Genomic DNA, 24,239 nt, shown 5'->3' with positions numbered 1-24,239 from the left:
GTCGCCTCCCTTTAGAACTTGGCGTTGAAGTCGAGTTGCAGCGTGTCGATCGACAGGCGCGGGCCGGTGACTTCACGCGTGGAGATCCAGCGGCCGGTGAACCAGGCGTTCTTGTCCACCGCGTACGAGCCGCCAAAGTAGTAACCGCGGCCATTGGTGCCGCCGCCGTGGAAGGTCGGATCGTTGTAGCCATCGGGCATGGAATCCGCTTCGATGCGCTTGTAGCCGGCGATGACGTTCCAATCGCCACGCGCGCTTGGGGCCGGCTTGCCGAAGGTGGCCTGCAGCATGTACGCATTGCCGCCGCTGCGGAAGTCCGAGCGGTTCGTGCCGCCGGTGCCGCCGAAATTGTTGACGATGCCGCCCGGCCCGGCGTGCTGCCATATCTTGTCGGCGTCGTAGGCCAGGTTGCGGATGTAGTTGGCGTCGAAGCGCAGGCCATAGTTGCCCATGATCTTGGTGTCCCAACGCGCGTTCAGGTCCAGCAGGCGGAACTCGGATGCCAGGCCCACGTACTGCGGCTGCGGCGTGTTGGCCGGGTCCAGCGGGTTGAGCGCGATATTGCGCAACAGCATCAACGTGTTGCCCTTCTGCATGAAGGCCGGGCGTGACCAGTCCGTACTGCAGTTGTCCAACCCCGAGTACAACGCGCACGGTTGCGACACCTGCCCCGTGACGTTGTTGAAGTTGTAGTAGCCCACCGCACCACGCACCGTGTTGCGCGAGTCCACCTTCCACTCCGCACCCGCCTGAACAGCGAACAGCCACTTGTTCTGGCTTGAGCTCTTGTCCTGGCTGCGGCTCGGGAAACCGTCTGCCGAGTACTCCAGCGGAATCACGCCGGCAGTACCGAATAGCGTGATGGTGTCGCCGCGCAGCGTCTTGCTGAAGTTGGCAGCAATGCCGTCAAAGTTCAGGTCTTGCGAGAACAGCAGGTCGGTCGACCAGAACGGATTGGCAAAGCGGCCGCCCGTGATCGTCACCCAGTCAGCGGGCTTGTGCGAGATCCATGCCTGATCCAGCCACACGTTCTTCTTGCCCTGCGCGGTGCCCAGCAGCTGCGTGGTCGACACGGGGTTGTTGTCGCTGCCCGAAGCCAGGCGGATGCCTGCCTGCGTGCTCTCCGAGATGTCGGCAAAGACGCCCAGCCGCGCCCGCACACGCCATTGGTTACGGCGGTTCTGTGAAGTGTTGAGCAGCGGCGGCAGCTTGGTGTTCGTGTTGCTGTTGACGTCGAAACCGGAGCCGGCGTTGATGGCTGCCCAGTCGATTTCGATGTTGCTGTTCTGGTTGGACAGGAAGCGCGATTCGTTACGCACGCGCACGTCGCCTTCCACGCGAATGCCCTGCGTCCAGGCGGGGATGGCATCGGGTGCCGCCCAGCGCTCGGTCTTGGCCTGGGCCAGCACCTCGCTCTTGACCTCGTCGCGAATCTGATCGCGCACGGTCTGCGGTACATAGGGCACGCGCACATCGCCGGGCTCGGCTTTCACGCCTGCCGTTTGCGTAGGTTGAGCCGCCTGCGCGGCCACCTGGCGCTGCAGTTGCTGCGTAGCCTGCGCTTCGGCACGGGCCTGCGCGAGCAGTGCTTCGCCAACGTCTTTCTTGAGTGCACCGCTCTGGATCAGGCCTCGGATGAGCTTGACCATCGTGGTGTCGCCCGTGGCAGCTTGCGCGTGCACGCTGCCCGACGCGATCAACAGGCCGGCAGCCGATGCCAGTGCAGCGGCACGGAATGGGTGGGTAACGGGGTTGAGTGCCATGTGGTTGGAAGAAGTGCGTTGCATGCTGGAATGCCGGCCCGCCCTGGCGCGCCGGCGTGTCGTTGTCAGCCGGCGGGCCGTTTGCCTTGCAGCGTCACCCGCTGCGGAAACTGCAGGGAAGCCGGTGGCAGCTCATCCACACGCTCAATCGCGCGCAAGGAGGCGAGCACGGCCTGGTCGGTGTCGGCATTGCCGCTGCCGTGCACCAACTCAACGCGGGTGACGCGGCCGTTCGGGTCCAGCCACACGTTCACCTGCATCAGGAAGGCCAGGCGGCGTACACGGTCATCGCGCGACAGGGCCTGCTGCAGCACGTAGCCGAAATAGCGGCCGTACGTGGCATTGCCGCCGCCGGCACCCGTACCGCTCATGCCCCCGCCCTTGCCAGCGCCAATGCCAAAGGCGTCGGTACCGGCCTGCCCGTCGGCATTCATCGTGACGGGGTCGGACAGGTCCTTCGCCGGGTTGGGCGTGTCGTCTGCAGGCTTGGGTGTTTCAGGGGTGGGGTCGGGCTTGGGCTCCACCACTTCGGGCTTCACCTTGTCAGGCTCAGGTTGCTTTTCGGGCTGTGGCGGAGGCGGCGGAGGTGGTGGCGGCTGCAGCACGAGCATCGGCGTGGACGGAGCCTCACGCTTGGTGCTGGCCGTGCCCGCGAGCAGATACCACACCACCGCCACGACGATCAGCACCGCTACGGCGCCGATCACATGGCCGCCCCAACGCCGCCAGAAAGCAGGTTGCGGATCGGCAGTAGGCGCGGACGGGTTCAGGTCGAGCTGCATGGTTGCGCCGCCCTTATGCCGCCGGCTTGCCGGTTACCAGACCGATCTGGTTGAGCTCGATCTTGCGCAGCAGGTCGAGCACCTCCACCACCTTGGCGTACTGCACGGACGAATCGCCACGCACGATCACCGGAAAATCTGGCGTGATGGCCTTCTCGGTGCGCAGGCGGTCTTCCAGCTCGGGCAGCGTCACCGGATACGCATCCAGGAACACCTGCCCGTTGTTGTCGATGGTGATGGCTTTGGTTTTTGGCTTTTCCAGGGCTACCGACGCGCTGGCCTTCGGCAGGTTGACCTTGATACCGGGAATGCTCGCGTTGCTGGTCAGGATGAAGATCACCAGCACCACCAGCAGCACATCCACGAACGGCGTGATGTTGATACCGCTGGCGCGCTTCTTGGGCCCAAAGCGGGACACGTTTGCCATGGCGGCCCCTTACTCGCGGTGCGGCGCGGCCGGACTGGCCACGAAGCCGCCGCCCGACGTGTCGGCGCGGTGGTCTGCGTGTGCAGCACGTGGCGCGGTATCGCCCAGTACAACGGTGGCGCGACCATCGCCGTGCTCTTCCGCCAAGCGCGTGGCGAACTCATCCACGAACACGGCCATGTCCGCTGCAATGGCGTCGGAACGCGAGGCGAGCCAGTTGTAGCCAAACAGCGCGGGAATGGCCACGCCCAGGCCAGCCGCGGTACACAGCAGAGCAGCTGCCATGCCCGGCGCCACCGAGTTGATGTCCACTGCGCCAGCCATGGCCGCCACCACGAACACCAGCATGATGCCGATCACCGTGCCAAACAGGCCGACGTACGGGGCACCCTCAATGGTGGTGGACAGCCAGTTCATGCGGCGCGCCATGCGCTCGTTCTCGCGCACCATCACGCCTTCCATGGCGGCGCGAATGGCGGCGATGGTGGCAGCAGAAACGGCGTTGATGTCGAAGCCGCGCTCGTGCCGCAACTGCATTTCGCGGATGGCGATCTCATACAAGCGCCACAGCGACGAATCCTGTCGGACATCAGCGCCCACCTTGCCACCGCGCACCAGCGAATCGAGCGACGTGCCCGCCGTCTCGCGGAACACCACCATAAAGCGTGCGTTGGCGCGCGACACCGTGCTGTAGTAGCGGCTCTTGGTGATCATGATGGCCCACGATCCGGCCATCATCAGGCCCAGCACGCACACCACCACCCACGCGTCGACTGGCATGGCTGCGAGGATGAAGCCGAAGTGGCTCTTGCCGGCTTGCTGCTCATCCGGGCCCATCGACACCAAGCGCGATTCGGCACCTTGTGCAATGGCATCGGCTTGAACCAAGCCCGCCGGGCGAGCCGTCTTGGACAGGCGCAGTTCATCAATGGCACCGTTGAACGGATTCAACCCCGCGCCACCCGGTGCATCGCCGCCCACGGCAGCCGCATTGTTGAGCGCGGGCAGATGTGCCGCCAGGGTGGCCGCAACCGTGCCGTTGACATACAGATGCACGCCTTGCTCATCCGCGGTAGCCGCCACATGCGACCACTGGCCGTCACGCACCGGTTGGCCAGGCGCACTACGTTGGCCGTTCACCTGCACAAACGGCACACCGTTGTCCACGCCGAGCACAAATTCGTTGGCACCATCGCGGCGTGCGTAGATGACTTGCCCTGCCGCCAGCTTCTCAGGCCGCACCCACGCCGATACCGTGAACGTGCCATTGGCCTGCGTGGTCAACGATGGGGACGCCGGCAACATCAGCGGCGTGCCGTTGAACTGCGCACCCTTGCCGATCACCGCACCATCCAGCGTGGTGACGGGCGTTTGTGCATGGTTGCCGTAGGCCGTCGTGTCACGCGGCGGCGCACCCGTCTCACCAAAGTGATAGACCGCGGTGTAGTCCGGGTCGAAAGTCAGTTGGCCGTTGCCCGATGCCGGCGCCTTGCGGTTGCCGTAGTACATCCAGATGCGTTGCGGCGCGCCGGTCGTTACTGTCGGCACGTCCACCCACACCAGCGCGATGCCCAGCAGCGGGTCGAACTGCTCGATCTGGTGGTTCAGCACGGTCTTGTCGTCGGCGGCAACAAAGCGCAGGTCGGCGCCGTTCTCGCTCGTGCCGTCAAAGCTAAAGTTGCCGGTGTGCAGGCGCACCAGCACGGGCGTGCGGCCGGCATCGCTCTTGAGTGCACCGCCTTGCGGGCCCGCATCCACGGTGATCGGTTTGCGATAGGCCCAATCAGGCTGCCACCACGCCAGCGCGGTGCCGGGCAGGAAGGCGCTCAGCAACGTGAGCAGAAACAGAATGCGTCGCATGGCAGAAACTCTCCGAAGACAAAGCAGGTAAGCGGTTAGACGTGGCGCGATAGCGCGTTCAATAGCTGGCATTCACGCTGAAGTTCACACGCGGCGTGTGCGCACGCGTGCTGGGGCCGTCGCGCAGCGGATAGCCGAACTCCAGGCGGCCACGCACGTAGTCGGTCAACTTGAAACTGGTGCCAAAGCCAAGCGAGAGGAGCGAGAAGCTGCTCGCCTGCTCCTCCTGCGCCTGCCGCAAGCGCAGGTAGGCGGCATCCGTAAAAAGGTAGAAGCGCACTTCGTCCAGTACGGGCGCGAACTTCGTGTACGGCGCAGTCCGCCACTCGAACGAAGCCAGTGCACCGTAGTCACCCGTCGCTTCCGCAGACAGGTAACCACGCACGCTACTCATGCCGCCGGCAGCAAACTGCTCGCTGGAAACCAATGGCGAATCCGACAGTTGCCCTGCCACACGCACCACGGCTTGTGAACCGCCCTGGAAGGTGTGCGTTTCGGTGGCGTCAGCCTTGAAAGCGAGGAAGCTCGAACGCGAGTTCACGCGCTTGTAGTCGTATGCACGCTCATCGCTGCCGTAGCCGAACAGGCTGCGCGTACCGGCAGTGGCGCTCAGGTTCAGGCTGAGCGTGTCATGCTCGCTCTGGCGATAGCCCGTGTAGTACAGCGAGATGGGCGCGTACTTGAGCGGCACGTGGTCGCTTGTGTTGCCAAAGCGCAGGCTCTCGGCGTTGTCTTTGAAATCGATTCCCACGCCGATCTGTTGCCACCACGCACCCGCCGTCGGCAGTACGTAGTTGGCTTTCACGCCCACGGCGTGGCCCTTGCCCAGCACGCTGGTGCCGCCCGTCGTGGCAACGTTGCTGTCGGACTTGTAGCCCGAGAACTCCAGGCTCCAGTTCGTATCGGGAATCGGTGCGGTGTAAGCACCCGACCACACGCGCGCCTGGCTGAAATCCTGCGGCGCCCCAAAGAACGACAGCGACGCACGGTGCCCGAGCTGCCACAGGTTGTCGTGACTGACCGAGGCCGTCATACGCAGCGGGCGCGTCTCGGCACTGCGGTCATTGTTCAGGCCGATGCTGGCGTGCACTGGCGACTTGTCGTCCACCTTCAGGTCGACATCCATCGTGCCGGGCACCGACCCCGGACGCACCACCGGAATCACCTGGCGATCGGCCCGGTTGAGCGTCGACAACTCCGTCTGCGCCTGCGTGAAATCCGGCACCTTGCCTTCCTGCAGTGCAGGCACGCCTTCACGCACCAAACGCTGCGAGGTGTACTCGGCGCCCGTCACGCGCACGCGGCCCACACGTGTTTCGTTCACCTGCAGGATCACCACGCCGCCCGTCACCTGCTGTTCTGGCAGATCCACATAGACAGACTGATAGCCCTTGGCCTGATACACCGCCAGCAGTGCGGCGCGCGCGTCTTCAATGTCCTTGAGCGTGCGATCCGGACCAAGAAACGGTGTGACGGTCTTCTCAATGGTGCGGATGTCGAGCGTGGTGTTGCCGCGCACGACGTACTCATTGATGTTGACCTTGCGTTGCGATGCAGCCTCGGAAGACGGCGCTGCAACCGGTGCGGCAACGGGCGCCGTTGGCTCTTGCGCCAGGACCACGCCCGGCATCAGCAGCGAGAGCATCGCCAGCCGGACACTCCCCGCAGACCTGCGTTGTTTGCGGCGTTGTTTGAATTGGGACATGCGTTGGCTCGGTGCCGATTCGGCATTCATTCGTGTGTTGTGCGTTGTGCGACTGTGTCGTTGGCCAGCCGTCGGTCTTCACAGGAATGACGTTTGCTGAAATGCAAATCCGCAAACATTTTGTGATGTCACGCAAGCTTCATGAAGCGAGGCGCGACACGGCATGACGTGATCGAACACACGCCATCAAGCCATATGGAAAGGGGCTCTGCGGCACATCCACGTGTTTGGATGCGCCGCAGAGTAGAGAGACGTCGCCCGCTGTATGACTACGCGATGACGGTGTGGTGAAGAACGCTTGCTGCCCGCTTACGGCATCACAGGTTCTTGCGCTCGGCAGCGGTGAGCCGCATCTTCTGGCGCTCGGTCAGATCACCATTGCCGATCATCTGGAAGGCGCTACCGGGGTCGTAACTGCTGCGGTTTTGCCGCTCCGCCGGCGGAGCCTTCTGTGCGCCGTCACCACCCTCACCACCACCTGCTCCACCGTAACCCAGCACCTGCACGGTGATGATGGAGGGCAGCCCATTGCGCGTCGCCGCCTGTTGTTGGCGCATCACGTCTTGCGCCGCCTGCGTGGCCGAGTTGGCCGCCGCGCTGGCGGAGCTGAGCGCGCTCACGTTGACCAACGCTACCGTTGGAATACCGCGCGATTCGCCTTGTGTCTGGATATTGGCCGCGTTCACCACGCGCAGCGCAGCCACGTTGATGTCACCAGACACGCGGATGCCTGCTTCGCCCGGGTCTACCGTGCCCAGCGGCGCGATCAAGTCAACGTTACCGCGCGGCACTTCTGGGATCGGGTTGAGCGTGGCAATGCCCGCGCCCGAACTCGGCACCTGCGGCGACAGCGTGACGTTGCCGGCGTTGTCATACACGCGCAGCGGCGGCGTGTAGAGCAACGAGGTCTTGGAACCACGACCCGCGTTGATATCGCCCTCAGCCGACCACACCAGAATGCCACCGCCAAACGTGGTCATGATGCGCGACAGGCCCAGCAACACGCTGTCCTTCGAATAGATCTGGATTTCGCCCGAGCCTTGCGTCAACAGACCCGACGTGGCCGGTGGCACCTGCCCCTCAACACCCACGATCAGCTTGCCGCCTGGCGTGAGCGTTTGAATGCCGCCACCGAAGTCCGTGCGAATGCCCGACGGGCCGAACATCGTGATGGTGCCGTCGCGCTGGATCGGCCGGCCCTGCGCATCCTTGTCTGGGAACAGCGATGCGATCGCCTGGCGCCCGCGCAGATAGCTGCCAACGCGGCGGCTGGTGGGGTCGTTGTACTCACGCCCGCCCGCCTGCAGCTCGTTGAAGTACACCGAGCGCGCAAACACACGCTGCTGCTCTGCCGGCAAGCCCAGGTAGAACGCAAGTGCACCGTCTTGCGTGCCCTTGTAGTCAAAGCGGGCCTGCAGCCAGTTGAGCAACTCCTTCTCGTACGTCTTGGCGACCTTACCCGTCTGGTCGGCCAGCGGTGCGCTCGGGTTGGCCAGATTTCCTGCATCGAGGTAGCGACGTGCAAACGTCGTGAAATCCGCGCCTGCTGCACCCGCGCCTGCCATTACGCTGATGCCTGCGCCGCTGCCGCGATCGTCCGGACTGACAGAGATCGCGGTGCCAATACGGCCGATGCTCTCCAGCAACCCCTTGTCCGCCTGATACAGGTTGCGGCCTGCGGTGACCTCCAACGTGCCAGGGCCGGCCACGCGGAAGTTGCCGAACAGGATGTCGCGGCCAGCGGAGACAACGGAGATGTCGTTAGGGTTGTTGTTGAGGAGGAGGTTGCCGGTGGAGGTCGGTCCCCAGCCGCTATTCGTCGAAGTTCCCGGTGGCGTGCCCGCGCCAACAATATCTCGACCCGCAACGATCCACACCGGCTTTGCCGCGACATACCACGTCGACTGCGATTTCGGAGACGAATCTGTCCCACCGCGCGTGAAGTCCAGAATCTCGCCCGTGCGCAGGCCAACGATGTCACCATTGACGGCATAGAACCGCGCCGGCTGAGTGTCCTTAGCATGCAGCACGCCTGATGCAGTATCCGCGCCAAACGTGAACAGAGGCGTGCCGTCAACGCCTCGCGGCAACGAGCTCTCCGGGCTGGTGTTGTTCACCAGCGGGCCCGGCGTTCCAATCGCGTAGCCTCGGAAGCCCGGGTGGAATGGCGTGGCCAGCGCGGATTGCGCAGCGCCAGACTGACTGATCGCGTAGCCGTTTGCATACAACGACCCATTGGCGAGGATTTCCAGTTGACCGCTCGGCGACGGCGCCAGCACCAGCGAAGTCGACAGATCCTGGCCAGCACCGTAGTAGATGCCGCCTCGCGCCGAAACGGCACGCAGCGTACCCGGATAGACAAAGCGGCAGTCCGTTGCCCCACCCACATCCGTCGCAGTGGTGGCCGGTGCAGCGGTTTGTGTGGTCGGCGCAAGATTTCCGCCTGCCGAGAACAGATTGAGCGCGGTCCGGTCGGTCCACAGCGAGAACCAGCTGTAACCACCGCCGGGTTGAGGGGCAAGCACGCCGCCCACTGTCGGCAGATAGGGCGTGGCGACCGGCTGCACCAGGCGGCCCGCATCGGCCGCACCGCTCAGCACCAAATCGCGGCGCGTGGACAGATCGACATTGGCATCGCCCGGTACCACCACCACCCCACCGAATGGCGTTGCATCGTTGGCAGCGAATCTATCGACACCGCGCGGGTCGCTGGTCGTTGTTTTTCCGTAGGTCAGATCAAGACGTCCAATCGATCCTGCATCGACCCGAATATTGCCGCGCAGGTTGGTCAGCACACCGTTGCTATCCTGGCTCACGCTGCCCACGGCAGATGTCCGCTCGATCGGGTTGATCGCCCCACCAACGCGGAGCAGCAGATCGCCGCCACCGGTCAGCACCAGCTTGCCATCCGCGCCAAGGCGCCCAGTACTTGCGATGCCGAGGTTCAATGCCTGGCTGGCTGGCATCGCACCGGCGTTCGGGTTAGACAGCATGCCGGCATCACTTCCGGCCGTCACCTGAAGGTTGCCCCCGCCGAGCGTACCAATGCCGGTGAAACCCGTAACGAAGGGGGTCAACGCGCTGGCACTGGTCGGTGACGGTGCACCAGTGCCATTAATCGGGTAAACATAGGTACCGAAATTCACCCACCAGGCAGTCGGCAGCCCCGATTCCGCACCGCCCTGGCGCCACAGCCAGTCGCCTGGGTTGTTGTTGGAGCGGACCGAGCCATCGTTGGTGCCGCCCTGCGTACGACCGAGGATCGCCCCTTGGGCGGACAGCAGCACGTTGCCGCCGCGCTCCGGATACCAGGCCTGATACAGGCTCGTAGCAGGATCCCCGTTGACAAAGGGTTCGAAAGCCGTGCCGGCCGGCCCCAGCACAGTGGTACCGCTGTTAGACAGCTCGACACCACGCGGCTGGTTGTAGAGGTTGCGTCCATCACTGCTTCGCATGGCAGCGGACTGCGTACCTGCCGTGTAGATGCCATATGCCGAGCGCATGTCGATGCTGCCGCCGCTGACGAGGTCCAGATCCCCGGTACCCGTCCTCAGCACGCTAAAAAGCGGAAAGCGCGGCACCAGCACATCGCCGGCTGGCAGGTTGATACAGTTCCCAGGGATCGAGCAGTAGTAGCTCACGTCGCTCGGGTCGACCGGTTCGAAGGGCCTTTTCTGCTGAGGATTGCCAGCTAGCCAGTACCACCCACCATTGGTTTGGCGCAGGTCACCAGAAACATGCGCATCGCCCAGCACAAGGTCGCCATTCTGCTTGGCATCCGGGCGCGTGGCGCGGCTGTCGGCTGCCTGTGTATCTGCTCCGCTCACCAAGCGCATGGACCACGAATCGCTCCCGCCGGGCAGCATCGATGCAACAGCCCAGTTCTTGCCCTGCGAACCACCCACGACATCGCGCAGATTGACGAATTGCACCCCGCCCGGCAGCTTGACGTCTGTTGCTCCAGGAATGACGGCGCCAACCTTCAACGCCAACGCCCCATCCAGCGTTGGCTTGCCGGACGCCACCGCCAGCGGCACACCCTTGGGCCAAGTCAATCGCATGACGGACAGTGTCGAACCAACGATGCTGCCCGGGTCAAGCATCATGCCCGAGCGCAGCACGGCATCCTGGCGCAGCGCAGTTCCCGCCGCGTAGAGCACCTTGCCAGTTGAATCGCGCACTGCGGCCTGCAGTACGGTACCGGCCGGCAAGGTCACGTTGGCGCGCAAGGTCACGCGCACCGGCAAAACATAGTTAGCCGGCAACACCAGTTGTTTGAGCGGCACGTCGTAGTTCAACACTGCCCCGGCGGGGAAAGTCGTGCCGTCGGCCAAGGAGATGCCAGTGCGTGGCACGACAATGTCATTGCTATATGGGTTCAAACCCATTGTCAGTGCCCAACCACGCTCGTCAGGCGTCGTAGGCGGCGGTGCAAACCCGTCAGTCACGCTGCCGAACACCTGCAGCTTGCCACCTGCGCGCACCACCACCGCACCCGGCTCACCCGAACCGCGCAGGTTGGCATCAGCGTTGGGCCCGTAGCGATAGCCCGAGAAATCCAGGTCACCCTTCACGGTCAGGTTGCCATCCGCCGTAGCACTGACAATCTCGACGCCCGGCCGCAGGTGGTAAGCACTACCCGCTGCACGCAACCCGGCAAGGCGCGCCTGCAGGTCGCCATTCGTCCAAGCGGCGTTGATGTAGCGCTGGCTGTCGGCATGAATACCGTCCAGCCAGTCTTGCGTGATGACTTGGCTGGGCTTGCCGTCCACGGACGGCGACGCATCCAGCGGCGCGTTGTCATAGCGGCGGAAACCATACACCGCCACGCTTCGTGCACCACGAATATCCAGCGGGCCTGCTGCGTCGATTGCGATATCGCCCTGCGTATCCGCGCCGATACGTGGCGCGCTCAGGCTGACCGTGCCGCGCGCAACGTTATCTGCGGCACGCACGTCAATCACCGCACCGGGGGTCAGCGTCAAACGCCCGTCGGTCGCGCGCAGGTCGACGATGCCACGGTTGGGCGCGTCGATCGGCAGTCCGTAGCTGTCCACGCGCAGACGTGTGCCATGCGCATCCAGCACAGCCCCGGCACCCAGCGTCAAGCCGTTGCGTGCCGCCAGGCGGATCGTGCCCGGTTGCTCGCCGCTGGCATCGACGCGGCCGTTGACGATCAGGCTGCCGCCATCAACCGACACATTGATCGTATTGGCCTTCAGTTCGTTGCCGACCACCAGATCGCCCTGTTTGATCTGGAAGCTGCGCGCCCCTGTCACACCGCCACTCGTCAGGCGTTGGTTCAGGCCCGCGAAATCATTCAGCGTCTGCGCGCGCACATCCACGCTGCCGGGCTGCCACAGCACGTCGGTGCCGCCAGCGTCGTAGCGCCCGCTGGTGCCGCCGCGGATGGTGCCGGCAAGATCGACCCGGCCTGCCGCGGCATCCAGTGCCGTGACGGATACGCTGCCTGCCCGGTTGTTTTGCGCAGACACGTCGATCAGCGACGCTGCCGCCTGGCTCACGTTGCCGTGTGCACTGTCGATCAACACGTCACCGCCACTGCTGTACTTGGTCACGTCAACCATCTGCACAGCACGGCCTGCCATGTCGATACGCGCCGCATCGCCCAGTGCGACACCGGTATCGCCCGACACGGTCAGCCTGCCGCTCGGCAGCACGATGGCACTGGCAATGTTGACCGAGCCGCCCTTCAAGCCGATCTCTGCACCTAGCGCATCCCCAGGTACCGTGGCAGGGCTGGCACCAGCCGGTGCCGACACCGTCAAGGCACCACCCGCAGTGAACCGGTTGATGGAACCGGAGTCACCCGTCAGCAACGGCGTGACGAGGTTAAGGTTGCCGCCGCTGTACTGATACCCCGTGGTGGGTTGATATGCACCTTGCGTTTGGTAAACCGACAGCGTGTTGCGATTGTTGGACGTGATGCGCTGGCTGGCCTGCACGTTGAAGTTGGAGAAGCCGAGTGCCAGGCGATCCAGCGTCAACTGCGTGTCGGGTTGCGTGAACGGGCCGTAGCCGAACACCACATCGCGCGCAACAATGTTAAAAGTGCCGCTACCCGTACCGGCGCCGCCGGCGATGACCCCACCTGGCCGCAGGCTCGATGGGGCCTTATTGTTGCCGGAGCGTAAAACGCCATCGCTCAGGCCGTTCCAGATCAGCTTGTCGGTGGTGATAGTCGCTACATCGCCGGAGTTGCCCTGCCCATAGATTGCCGGCGTGTTCAGCACAAACGACGCCAGCGACGACCTGCCCGTCATCGGGTCGATCGTATTGAGCGCGACTGTGCCGTAGAAATTGACCGACTGCGATGCCGTCAGCAGCAGGTTTTCCAGCTTGGGCACACCAATACCCGCATTGCCCGCCAGCAGACGACTGAGCAACGCCTGGTTCAAGCGCAAGCCGTTGGGCAATACGCTTGCGGCCGAATCAAGTGTCGTCTGCTCACCGATGTTGATGCTGGACATCGACAGCGTGAGGGACTTCGCGCCGTAGCGTGCGCTGTCGCTCAGCTTCAGCTGACCAGCGCCCTGCGTGGAGAACAGCAACGAGCCTTCGCCATACAACTCGGCCTGACCAATCGAGATACCCTTCGATGCCCCCGCCACCGCTGTCTGGGTCACGTTGAGTTGGCCATTGGAGACCGCCAACAGATTTGATTTCGTCGTAAACGTATAGCCGTCGGTGGACGGATAAGGTGTGTCCGCACCTTGTCCTAGCGTGCTGATACGCGCGCCATCCTCAACAATGACACCGCCGGCCTGCGCGATCAGCAGCACTTCACGGGCCTTGAGTTCAGCCCCCGATCGCAGCGTCACCGAGGCAGCCTTACCGCCTAGCATGCGCTGCGAGCCATCGAACAACTGTGTCCCTCCCCCGATCGACATCCGGGGTGCGCCAATTGCATTCAACGCGTTGGCATCCAGCGAGACGAACCCTGCGGTGGGCGTGGCGCCGGATGGCGTGACCTCAATGTTTGGACTACCCCCGATTGGCGAGCCGTCTATCATCAACGAGCCGCCATAGCCGCCCGGGGCACCGTCAAAGCGCGCCGATCCGGCAAATTTCAGCGCTGGCGCACCATCAGCCGGGGCACCATACAGAAGCTGCAACGTCCGGCCGTCGGCAGGCAATAGCGGACGCAGGTTGCCGAAGCGGTTGGCATCGGCACGCACAAAATCGGCATAGCCTGTTTCGTTGTACTGGGAATGCCTGCGCACAACGTTGCCCGGGGTGAGCATGATCTGTGTCGGCAGCGCAGCCTGCACGCCAGTGTTGGCTGTCCCCAGCGTACCGCTTGTCAGGTAGGTTCCGGCGCCCACCTGCGATACGGTTGGTAGCAAGGTTCCGGTGCGACCCAGCTCGACACGGTAAGCGCCCGGCAACAAGGCATACGCTGCCGGCAGCAACGTGTAGACGCCCGGAGCCAGCTCCGGGACGCCGGTACCAATCGTGATCTGCCGCCCCGCAGAAGCGATGTCCGCGCCGGCATCGAACGGAGCATAGGCATTGCGATACCCCGGCACGATGGCATAGACAGCGTTGTTCTGGGCGCTGTACGTGAATGCTGGGTTGGCGTTGATGAACGGCGTCTTTAGCACATCTACCGAGCCACCGCGCCCGCTGATAAAGCCCGCCCCGGCAATGACACCGCCACCTGAAAGATCGAGCACTGCACCGGGTGCGACATCCACCGAGTTGCCGTTGATACGCAGTACACCGGAATAGAAGGTGTCGATCGAACCAGCGCCCGAGACCGGAGCACCATTGGCGGTATAGGTCACCCCATCGGAAGTGCCACCGTACGGCAAGGTCAGACCCGCGCCGCTGACCGAGGTCAGGCTGCCAGGCAGCAGGCGAACCCGGCTAGTCGGCGTGGGTAGATCACTCACGCTCGTGGTACCCAGCAACAAGTTGCCCAGCGGTGCACGCAAGATCCCCCCTTGATCAATGGAGGGCGCAAATACGGACAGCGTCCCGAAGACGCTGTCGGGCACGTTGGGAATCTCTGTGCTGCTGCGTCCAAGCGTGATGCGCTCGGTTGCGGCCAACCGGGCGTTGTTCGAACTAACCGGGTAGACCTGCGCAGCATTGAGCGTGAGCTGGCGCGAGCCACCACCACCGGACTGCACGCGGATGTCACCGGTGCTGTTCAACGTCATGGCGCCGAAGCCCGCACGTGCGATCTGCCCCGGCGGATTCGGAATGGGTTGATCGAAGCTGCCGTAAGCCCCTGCGCCATAGGCGAAGACCAGATCGATCAGGTTTGCATCCACCGTCAGCGCTGCCTTGGTGGCAAGCGGCGAGAGATTCTGCAACTTGAGCCGCTCTGTCACAGCGGTGGTACCACCGCCAACGATCGGATACAACGTACCGCCAAGCGCATTGACAGTGGTTTGATCAAAGCGAACGTACGGTGCGCTCAGGTGTACAGCGGAACCTGCATCAGCACTGGACAAGGCATTGCTGCGAATCTGCAGGCTGCGGCCCAGCGACAGATTGACCGGGCCGTCAAACGTAACCATATCGGCATAGACCGACAGCGCATCAAACCCGCCCGCGCCGATACGGTCGACGCCAATTCGCGTCTTGCCGAACGCCAGCGCCGGATCCGCCTTGCCGGGCTGGAAGTCAACCGGCAGCGCAGGCCGATACACAGCGCCGATCAGCAATTCGCGTGGCACGACCATGTCAGGCGATGGCCTGCTATCAGGCGTAGTGCTGTAGCGGGGTGTCTCCAGCGTGACCGACAGGGTTCCACCCGCCGCGCCCGCGCCACCTGCAGCAGCGCGCATCGTGCCGTCGGCATGGATACCGTTGTAGGACGCCAGCGCGATGGTTCCGCCATCTCCCGCTAAGGCCACCTGTCGTGTGACCAACCCAGTCGGCAACGTCTGGCCGGCCCCTTGCAGAACATCCACGACCGCGCCGGCCCCTGATGCGTCCAGGACGGCGCCAGGGCGGATGATGATGAACGCGTTGGCCGCAGGCTCAATGCCATCATTGGCGCGCGGGCCATTCGGGCCAATGGCGATCGTGCCGCCATTGCCAGCTACGCCGTAGCGGCGACCGAACTGGTCAACGGCGGTCACAGCACGCGCGGCCACATCCAAGACGGCTCGATCACCAATCCAGATGGAGCGCGTGGGGTCAAAGTAGTCCGCCATGCCGGTATCGGCCTGGTTCATCTGCAGCACCTTGATCGTGCCGCCCGGCGCGGTAATCGCCCCATCAATCGTGATCTGCCCTGGCGTCTGCAGCGTCACCGTCTGCCCCGGGTCCACCACGATGCGTGCACCCTGCCCCACCTGCAATTGCGAACCGACCAACTGGTTCAGAAGGCGATTTGATTGCAGTGTCAGACTCGCCCCACCGCGCTGGATCAGCTTGGCGTTGACTGCATCCTGTTGGTAAACCGGCGGTGTCCAGAGCGTAAGCACATCGGCTGGGCGGACGCCGGTGCCGACCCTGCGCGCCGCATCGGGCACGAAGTAGACCGGCATCTCCACATTCAACGCCGTACCTGGCGCAACGGTCAGGCCGCGATACCCATTGACGTCATACGCCGAGAAGCCCTGACGGAAGAAGTCCGGCGTGAGCAACAGTTGCCCCGCCTGCGCACCACTGCCGTTGGAGATCAGTACCTTGTCGGCGGCCACCGTAAGCGTGCCGCCACCGTTGACGCTGTAGCCCTTGATCGTGCTGCCCAGTTGCAGCGAACTGCCGTCGGCGACATCTGGCGCGTTGGGCGGCGTGTTGGCCGTGAGCGTCACGTTGCCCCCCTTGCCGCCGCGCACGCTGCCATTGGCAAGAATGCCTGCGCCCGACGACACGTCAATGGTGCTGCCGCTCGTCAGCGCAATGCCCTGCACACCCTCCATGCTGACGCTGCCACCGTTAAGCCATGCCATGCCGGCCACGGTTGCTGGATCAAGCGCGCCGTTGACCCACAGACCGCTCACGTCCACCGTTGCGCCCTGTGCCAGCGCAATACGCGACTTGCCGTCCTTGGCCAGCGGTGTTGGTTGCGCGGTCGGATTACCCACACGCAGCACGTTGCTCAGGCTCACGTTGCCGCCGTGCGCAACCACATCGGCATTCACATCGATGGACGATGCCGCCACCGACACCGTGCCACCATCCGCCAGTGCAAGACGCTTATCGATGGTCGCATTGCCCTGCGACGCTATGGAAAGCCCCCCCAGCCCCATGTCGTTCAGGCGTTGCGCATCGAGTTGGATCGTGTTGATGCGATCGGCTGACAGCGCATCCTTGAGCGTGATCGGGTCAATCGCGGCCACGTCGCCAATGCGCACCTGCGTGTCGTACGCGCCAGCAAGCCCGTAGCCATCGTAGCGGCCAATGCGCAGCGTAGCCGGAATGGCCACCGCGGTCTGTGCCTGCATGTAGCCATCGGTGGCACTCGTCGATCGCGCCTGGGTCTGGCGCGGGCCGTTATAGACCGCGCTCACGATGTCGCCATCGACCACCGCCGTGGGCGTGGAGAGAATCAGTTGCCCCGCGTCACGTCCGGCTGTGTAGCCGTTCTCCAGCTTCTGGCGCGGCGCAATCAGCGGGCTGTAGAAGTACTCGGTGGTCTTGTTGCCCCAACGCGGGTGCGCAGCTTCAAAACCTTGGTAGACGCCGGTATAGAGCACGTCCATCGGTGCTGACGAAGCATCGTAGAGTTGCCCGTCACGCCCCTTGAAGAACGTCTGGCGCAAGAAGCCCGTCTGCACATCAAGCGAGCCGCCCGACAGGTTGATTGACGAGCCGCGCTGCGTGACGACCTCCTTGCCGCCCAGCATGATGGTGCCGCCCTGCGCAGCCCACTCGCCAATACTGTGGCCGGTGTTGTCGAGATAGCCACCCACTTCCAGCAGACCGCCGGCGGTGTAGTAGCGGTCTTTGTCATACACGCCCGGCTTGGCTGGCACGTAGATGAGACGACGACGGTCAATCCATACGTTGGCGTTGTTCAGCACGCCGCTGTCGCGGTTGCCCGGTGCATCGCGCTGCTCGTTACCTTGCACGTTCACCTGAACGTTGTTCGATTCCATCGACACTTGCACGCCCACCGCACCGCCCACGTCTAACCTGGCGCGATCGGTCACCAGCGCACGGCGTGCGGCGCTCACCTGAATCTGCCCACCGGTGGCCAGCGACAGCGAGCTGTCTGCGAAGAGCACATCGCCGCCCGAGACGATCTCGATGCGCGACAGGTCACGCCGGTCTGACAGGCGCGAGAGATTGTCGAACACACCTTGCGCCGTGTCTGCACGCAGCTTGTCTTGCGTGGCGGACTCCTGCAGCAGCGCATTGCGCTGGCTATCGAGCGCCGTGGCCGCGTCCTGTTCGATCAGGATGGCAGTGGTTGCACCGGGGCCCACTGTCACACGCCCCTTGGTGTCGGTAGCGGAGTTCAGCAGGTGGATCGTGCCGCGCGTGTTGACGGTGGTGGTGGAAATAGCCACACCGTTCTGCGCCACATCGCGACCGGCCAGCGTGATATCGCCCTGGTTGGCGGCGATCAAGCCATTGTTGACCACATAGCCAGCCGTACTGTTGGCCACGAACTGCGGCGCGATCTCGTTGCCGCGCGTGGTGGATGTGGAGTTACCATCCGTGCCCACGCCCTTGCGGATGATGAAGTTGTCCCCTGCGGCCAGTTGCGTCTGGCCCTTGGGCGTGGTGATGGTGCCGGCGTTCTCCACCTCGGTGCCGACCAGCAAGACGTAGCCACCGCCCTGCGTGACGGACTGCGGCGCACGCGTGCTGATCTGAGCGCCCGCTTCCACCTTGATCTTGCCGCCTGCGTTGGTGAACGTGGGCGTGGCGTTGTCACCGTACAGTCCCTTGCGAAACTGGTCGTCGGTGACGTTGGCAGCGGCGGCCACCAGGTTGCGCGTGTCGACCTGGCTGCTGCCCGTAAAGATCACGCCATTGCGGTTGACGATGAGCACCGTGCCGTCCGCCTTGATCTGGCCGCGGATCTGGCTGGGCCGCCCGTTCGGATCGTTCACGCGGTTGAGCACCGACCAGTTGGACTGCTGCTGATACTCCACCGTCGTGTTACGGCCAACGTTGTAGGTCTCCCAGTTCAGCACGGCCTTGTCGGCGGTCTGTTGGATGGCCACATTCACGCGGCCGTCCTTGTTGGACTGCACCGGCGCGTTGGCGTTGACCCAACCGCGCGTGAGCGAATTCGTGTCGACCTTCAGGCCGCCATCGGCCAGGCCATCGGGCACATCTGATGAACCGCTGAGTGCGGCTTGCCGCGCTGCATTCTGCGCGGCCTGCTGTGCCGCAATGGCTGCCGCCACGCCGTTGAGGTTGGCCAGCGACTGCTGCAGTTGCTGACGTGCCTGCTGCGATTGCTGCTGCGGGTCGTTGATCAGCGCGACCGGCGTGCCGTTGGGCAACCGGCCGGTGGCGGCTGCAGTGTTCTGCGCCGCGCCGCGCTCGGCAAACCAGGCGCCGCTGAAGGCGCGCGTTTGCGCGTGCGCACTCGCCGCCAACAGCGTGAGTGCCGCCGCCTGCACCAGCGGCTTGATACGCCACGTGCGCACCGGCCGCTTGTCATGAGCGCGCCGGCGATGCGACAGAAACGGAACGGAAGAGGACTTGGCGGGCTGGCTCGGCTGCATGTCAGGAGGCAAACGGACGATCGGACGGCGGCCGCGTCGCTGCACATCCGCACGGCCTCTCCTGCTATGACGAAGGTCACAGCCCGAACCCGCAATGACAGAAATATGGCAATGCACGATGCTCGCGCACGTCACCCCAGCAACACGATGCCGCCCGGCAGCTCCGTCACGCTGGCACCCAGCACTTCACGTATCTGCGCGAATACCGTGTCGAGCCGGTCGATACGGAAGCGCCCGTTCAGGCGGCTGCGCGCGAGCTTGTCGTCCACCACCAGCACATGACCAGGGCGGTAGCGGTTGATCTCGCTCACCACATCCGATAGCGGCGTCTGGCGGAACACCAGCACACCGTTGCGCCACGCCGATGCGGTGGCCACATCGGTTTGCGCAACGGTGCCCAGCATGTATTTGTCGTAGGTGACCTGCTGGTTGGCTGCCAGCGTCAGGCTGCGGCCGCCCACTTCCACACGCACGTCGCCCGACAGGCAGGTCACGCATACGCGCGCATCGAGGTTGCGCACCTCAAAGCTGGCCTGCGTGGCAATCGCGCGGCCGGGGCCCGCCGCCACAACAAACGGCTGTGCCGCGCCGCGCGTGCTGTTGACGGCGATCTCGCCATCGAGCAGATCAACACCATGCAGCGCGCCCGCATCACGACGCAGCGCCACACTGGTGTGCGTGTTCATGTCGATCGTCACATCAGCGCCGAGTGCCACTTGGCGCTGCTCGCCGGTCTTGGTGCGCAGGTCTGCGGCCAATGAGGGGAACGCACCCCACAGGCCAGCCGGCGCAACCACAGCCACGGCAGCGCCGGCCGCCGTCGCAAAAACGCCACCCAGAAAGGCGCGACGGCCCAACGTGGGCGCGCAGCGCGCCTTGGCGGCCTGGCGACGCCGTACAGCCTCACCCGCCGGGCCAAAGTCCTTCCACAACTGGCGTGCCTCGGCAAAGGCGGCGGCGTGCGCATCGCTCGTATCGCACCAGCGCTTGAGTGCCTGCGCGTCGGCCACGGTGGCCTCGCCCGAGGTCAGACGACGCACCCACGCGTGCGCATCGCGGCGCAGCGTGTGCGGAATCTTCAATGTCGTCTTATGGGGTTCGGGTGCTGCCTTCATGCGTTCAACCATCTGTCATACCGCCGTTCTCTCTACGCCACGGCTTGCCTCTGCCGCCACTCCGACGGTCTTATCGGTATGACGAATCCCGCCACACAAACCCGCAAGCTTTTCGGAAGATTTCTTTTGTACGTCCATTGCCTTGGCAGAGTCTGCCGCACCAAGGCGCATGGTTAGCGGCCAAGCTTGGCGGCGCAGTGTTCCTGGGCGCGTTGCAGCTCCAGCTCCACCAGCCGCAGCGAGATGCCAAAGCGCTCGGCCACCTCCCGCTGCGGCGTGCCCTCCAGGCGCACGGCCAGCAGGATGTCGCGGCGGCGCTGGGGCATCTGCTCCATCGCGCGGATCAGCGCGTCGAGCTCGGAGTTGGCTTCGGCCACTTCAGCCGGGCCGGGTGTGGGGCTGACCAGTTCGAGCATGGTCTCAACCTCGCCCACGCTCAGGCGGCGGTCTTCGGCACGCTGCTGGTCAATCGCCGCGTTAAAGGCCATGCGGTAGAGATACGCACCGGGGTTCTGCACCGGCTCGATGGCATCGGTGTTGCCGTTGCCTTCCAGGCGCAGCCAGATGTCCTGCAGTGCGTCGCCGGCCAGATCCGGGTTGCCCAGCCGGCGAGCGAGCAGGTATTTCAGGTGGCTGTAGCGCTCCACCAGAAAATCGCGCAGCACGGCGCGGCTGCCGTCAGCCATGGCGCACTCCGGCTGAGATGACGGAGACGGACGCAGCCGGTGCAACACAGCCCCAGCTCTGCCCCGAGGCGCGCGGCATCACGACAAAGGTGAATGGCTGCGCCACGGATGCCGGCACCGCCTCGCCCACCGACACGCCCTGCAGCGCGCTCACCACCAGCCGATCGAGCACCGCATCGCCTGTGGAATCGAGCAGATGCACCGGGCCTATGCTGCCCCGCGCATCCACCCACAGGCGCAATGCAATGCGGTGCCGGCCTTGCGCGAGGATCGGGTTCGCACAGAACGCATCGCGTATCCGGTGCTGGATCAGGCCGTAGTACCGGCGTTGTGCCGGCTGGTTGGCGGTATCGGTATCGTTTGCCTCTGCACTGGTTTGCGAACGCACGGGCAGCAGCACCAGCGTGTCGGCACCGGTGTAGCGCGGGGCCAGGCCACTGCCCTCCAGCAAGCGCAACAGCGCCATGTGCGGCGTCATGGCACCACGCACGGCAGGCGCAGCACGACCCGCCGTCAACGCGCTGTCATACAGCAAGGACATGCCGGTGACGGCACCGTAGTGCTCCAGCGCACGCTGCAGCGGCTGCGGCTCGATATCGAACCAGCGCTCGACATCCAGAGGCGGCGCGCCGGCAATGACGGCCGGCTCCGGCTCGACAGGGCCGGCAGACACGGCAGGATGGAAAACGCAGACGCCGATCATCGCGATGCACCAAGGCAGTATCCGCCGCGCACCACCCGATGCGACGTTTCCAGCCATACCCGGTCAGTGTGAGAGACGCGTGCTACATCGCCCGGTGTGCGGACGTGTTTCACAACGCGCAAGTGTGAAGTAAGCGCGTAGGGTAGTAATGCAACGTGACTGTTCTGTTACAGCACCCGTTGGAGGGGGTGCAGAGCAAGTGCACGCTCAGGCGTTTGAATCGCCCCCATGCGGGCTGAGGGTGCGTGGGGAGACCACTGCCGTGGCGTGGTCGATCGAGCCATTCGGAAAGAAAAAAAGCGGCCAGACCAGGGCCGCCGAAGGAGACACCGCCGCGCTCAGTGCGCCACGGCGTTGAAATTGGGCGGCCGTCGATCGACGAACGCCCGGAAGGCTTCATGCGCCTCGGGAGACTGCAAACGCCTGGCAAACGAGGCGCTCTCCACATCCATCTGCTGCTTGAGCAGTTCAGCATCGCGCATCAGGCGTTTGGTTTCGGTCAGTGCACCCAGCGGCTGACGCGCGAGGCGTTGGGCAATCGCCTGTGCCTCGTCGCCGAGCTTGTCGAGCGGCACCACCCGGTTCGCCAACCCCCATGCGAGCGCAGACTGCGCGCTCACCGCATCACCCAACGCAAACATCTCGAACGCGCGCACATGGCCCAGGCGCGCGGGCATCAGCAGGCTCGATGCGGCTTCCGGCACCAGCGCCAGATTGACGAACGGCGTGGAGAGTTGTGCGTTGTCGGCCAGCAGCACGAAGTCGCAATGCAGCAGCATGGTCGTGCCGATGCCAACCGCACGCCCCTGCACCGCCGCCACCAGCGGGCGCGTAGCGCGTGCCAACGCATGCAGGAAGCGGATGACGTTGCGCTCGCCATCGCTCTTGCCGCCGGTCATGGCCACCGAGGCAAACTCGCCGATGTCGTTACCGGCCGAGAACATGTCGCCCTCGGCGCGCAGCAGCACCACGCGCACGGTGTTGTCGTGTTCGGCGGCGTCCAGCGCATCGGCCAGCGCGCCGTACATGGCATCGGTAATTGCGTTCTTCTTGTCGGCGCGTGCCAGCGTGAGCGTCAGCACGCCATCGGCAATGTGGTTCTGAATGTGGTTCTGGATAGGTTCACTCATTGCTCGTCTCCTGTGGGGAACTTGGTTTGCAGGCTGGTCAGCCAGCGTGCGACGACGTCGATCTCGGCGTCGGTAAAACCTTCGGTCAGGCGTGCGTTCAGTTCGGTCAGGCCGGTGCGTGTTTCAGCCAGCGCGGCGCGGCCGGCGGGTGTCAGCCAGAGTTGCCAGGCGCGGCCGTCCTTGGCATCGGCGCGGCGCTCGATCAGGCCGGCATCGGCTGTGCGATCCACCAGGCCGCTCATAGCGGACGGCCCGAGGTCAAGCGCGGCACCGGCCTCGCGCATCAGCGCGCCGTCTTTCTTCTCCAGGAAGAACAGCAGGCCGGATTGCGCAGCGGTCACGCCCTCCCCGGTGCGCGTCTGAATCCAGCGCTGCAGGCGACGTTGCCCGACGTTGATCAAATAGACGAGGCGGCGATCAGGTGCGGTCATGCAGCCTCCGCAGCTTCAGGCACGCGTGCAGCCGCTGCCTGCGCGGCAAGCCAATCGGCCAGACCCGGCCAGAGCGTGTCGACAAATTTGGGGCGGAAGAAACCCATGTGCCCGACGGCACCACCTGCCTCTGCCGGCGCAATCTGGCGACGCTCGACCCAGGTGCCGGTGAAATGCTGCGTCAACGCGTTGATGGCGGGCGGTGTGGCCCAGGGATCGTCGTCAAAGCCGTAGACGAGCACGGGGTTCGTTACGCGGTTGAAGCGCTCGACGGCGCCGAGCGTCGGGTCGTCGAAGAAGTAGCGCTGCATGCCGGCCCACGCGCCCCACTCGATGGCAACGCCGCCCGGCAGATCTTCACCCAGGCCCATGCGCTTGCCGGGCACGTAGCCGATCAGCCGCCCTAGTGCCGGGCCGACGCTGCGCAGGATCAACTCAACGCGCCAGCGCTCTCCCCGCTGGCGAATGAAGCGCGAGTTGCCGGTATGGCAGGCCACCAGCACCGCACCGGCCAACCCCCAGCCCGCACCGCACATGCCGATGCCGTGGCCACCCACTGAATGCCCCACAGCCAGTTGCGGCAGCTCCGGATAGCGCGCCCGCGCCCAGCGCGTCACGCCTTCCGCATCGAGCAGCATCCAGTCGCGCATGCGGGCAGCAAAACTGCGCAAGGTCTTCGGCCGGGATGCGCCGATACCGCGGTAGTCGTACGTAATGGCGTGGAAGCCGCGTTCGGCCAGGAACTGCGCAAAGGCCTGATAGATGCGTTGCGGCACCCCCGTGGCCGGGTGCATGACGACCACGCCCTGCGGCGTGCCGGCGGCCGCCCAAAACGTGGCGCCCAGGGGATAGCCGTCTGTGGCGGGAATGGTTTGAGGTGTGCTGTCCATCGTATCGATTTAGTTCGCATGCGAAGTGTTTTACTTTGTATGCGAAGTAAATCGACGTGTCAACCACCGAAAGATA

12 protein-coding genes are annotated in these 24,239 nt (G+C 64.5%); all 12 read right to left on the bottom strand.

All coding sequences use genetic code 11. The features are described from left to right. Window positions 1-11 precede the first annotated feature (11 nt). Window positions 12-1,787: a putative porin gene (locus C404_RS35975; protein WP_198158882.1), complete on the bottom strand. Its 1,776-nt coding sequence runs from the start codon at window positions 1,785-1,787 to the stop codon at window positions 12-14. A 41-nt stretch (window positions 1,788-1,828) separates the two neighbouring features. Continuing rightward, complete coding sequence (locus tag C404_RS35970) at window positions 1,829-2,545, bottom strand: TonB family protein (protein WP_021193589.1); 717 nt, start codon at window positions 2,543-2,545, stop codon at window positions 1,829-1,831. 13 nt (window positions 2,546-2,558) lie between these two features. Beyond that, window positions 2,559-2,972, bottom strand: coding sequence for an ExbD/TolR family protein (locus tag C404_RS35965; protein WP_021193588.1), 414 nt, complete (start codon window positions 2,970-2,972; stop codon window positions 2,559-2,561). A gap of 9 nt (window positions 2,973-2,981) precedes the next feature. Further along, window positions 2,982-4,832, bottom strand: coding sequence for a DUF2341 domain-containing protein (locus C404_RS35960; protein ID WP_021193587.1), 1,851 nt, complete (start codon window positions 4,830-4,832; stop codon window positions 2,982-2,984). A 58-nt stretch (window positions 4,833-4,890) separates the two neighbouring features. After that, window positions 4,891-6,537 carry a ShlB/FhaC/HecB family hemolysin secretion/activation protein gene (locus C404_RS35955; protein WP_031328922.1) on the bottom strand — a complete coding sequence of 549 codons (1,647 nt, stop codon included), beginning with the start codon at window positions 6,535-6,537 and terminating at the stop codon, window positions 4,891-4,893. Between the two features lie 317 nt (window positions 6,538-6,854). After that, window positions 6,855-19,208 carry a filamentous haemagglutinin family protein gene (locus C404_RS35950; protein WP_021193585.1) on the bottom strand — a complete coding sequence of 4,118 codons (12,354 nt, stop codon included), beginning with the start codon at window positions 19,206-19,208 and terminating at the stop codon, window positions 6,855-6,857. A 131-nt stretch (window positions 19,209-19,339) separates the two neighbouring features. Next, window positions 19,340-20,323, bottom strand: a complete 984-nt coding sequence (locus C404_RS35945; protein WP_064496333.1) for a FecR family protein — start codon at window positions 20,321-20,323, stop codon at window positions 19,340-19,342. A 173-nt stretch (window positions 20,324-20,496) separates the two neighbouring features. Further along, window positions 20,497-21,009: an RNA polymerase sigma factor gene (locus C404_RS35940; RefSeq protein ID WP_021193583.1), complete on the bottom strand. Its 513-nt coding sequence runs from the start codon at window positions 21,007-21,009 to the stop codon at window positions 20,497-20,499. Then, the gene (locus C404_RS0129655; protein WP_152524412.1) at window positions 21,002-21,682 is read right to left on the bottom strand and encodes a TonB C-terminal domain-containing protein; all 681 of its coding nucleotides are present in this window, start codon (window positions 21,680-21,682) and stop codon (window positions 21,002-21,004) included. The genes C404_RS35940 and C404_RS0129655 overlap by 8 nt, the downstream gene beginning before the upstream one ends. Before the next feature lie 368 nt (window positions 21,683-22,050). Continuing rightward, window positions 22,051-22,842, bottom strand: coding sequence for an enoyl-CoA hydratase (locus C404_RS35935; RefSeq protein WP_021193581.1), 792 nt, complete (start codon window positions 22,840-22,842; stop codon window positions 22,051-22,053). Then, entirely contained in the window at window positions 22,839-23,273 is a 435-nt protein-coding gene (locus tag C404_RS35930) for a MarR family winged helix-turn-helix transcriptional regulator (protein WP_021193580.1), read from the bottom strand. The genes C404_RS35935 and C404_RS35930 overlap by 4 nt, the downstream gene beginning before the upstream one ends. After that, the gene (locus C404_RS35925) at window positions 23,270-24,163 is read right to left on the bottom strand and encodes an alpha/beta hydrolase family protein (protein WP_021193579.1); all 894 of its coding nucleotides are present in this window, start codon (window positions 24,161-24,163) and stop codon (window positions 23,270-23,272) included. The genes C404_RS35930 and C404_RS35925 overlap by 4 nt, the downstream gene beginning before the upstream one ends. Window positions 24,164-24,239: the final 76 nt, after the last annotated feature.

It is taken from the genome of Ralstonia sp. AU12-08 (assembly GCF_000442475.1).
GTDB classification, from domain to species: domain Bacteria; phylum Pseudomonadota; class Gammaproteobacteria; order Burkholderiales; family Burkholderiaceae; genus Ralstonia; species Ralstonia insidiosa.
The sequence above is the reverse complement of the archived record's forward strand: the minus strand, read 5'-3'. Positions and strand labels throughout refer to the sequence as shown.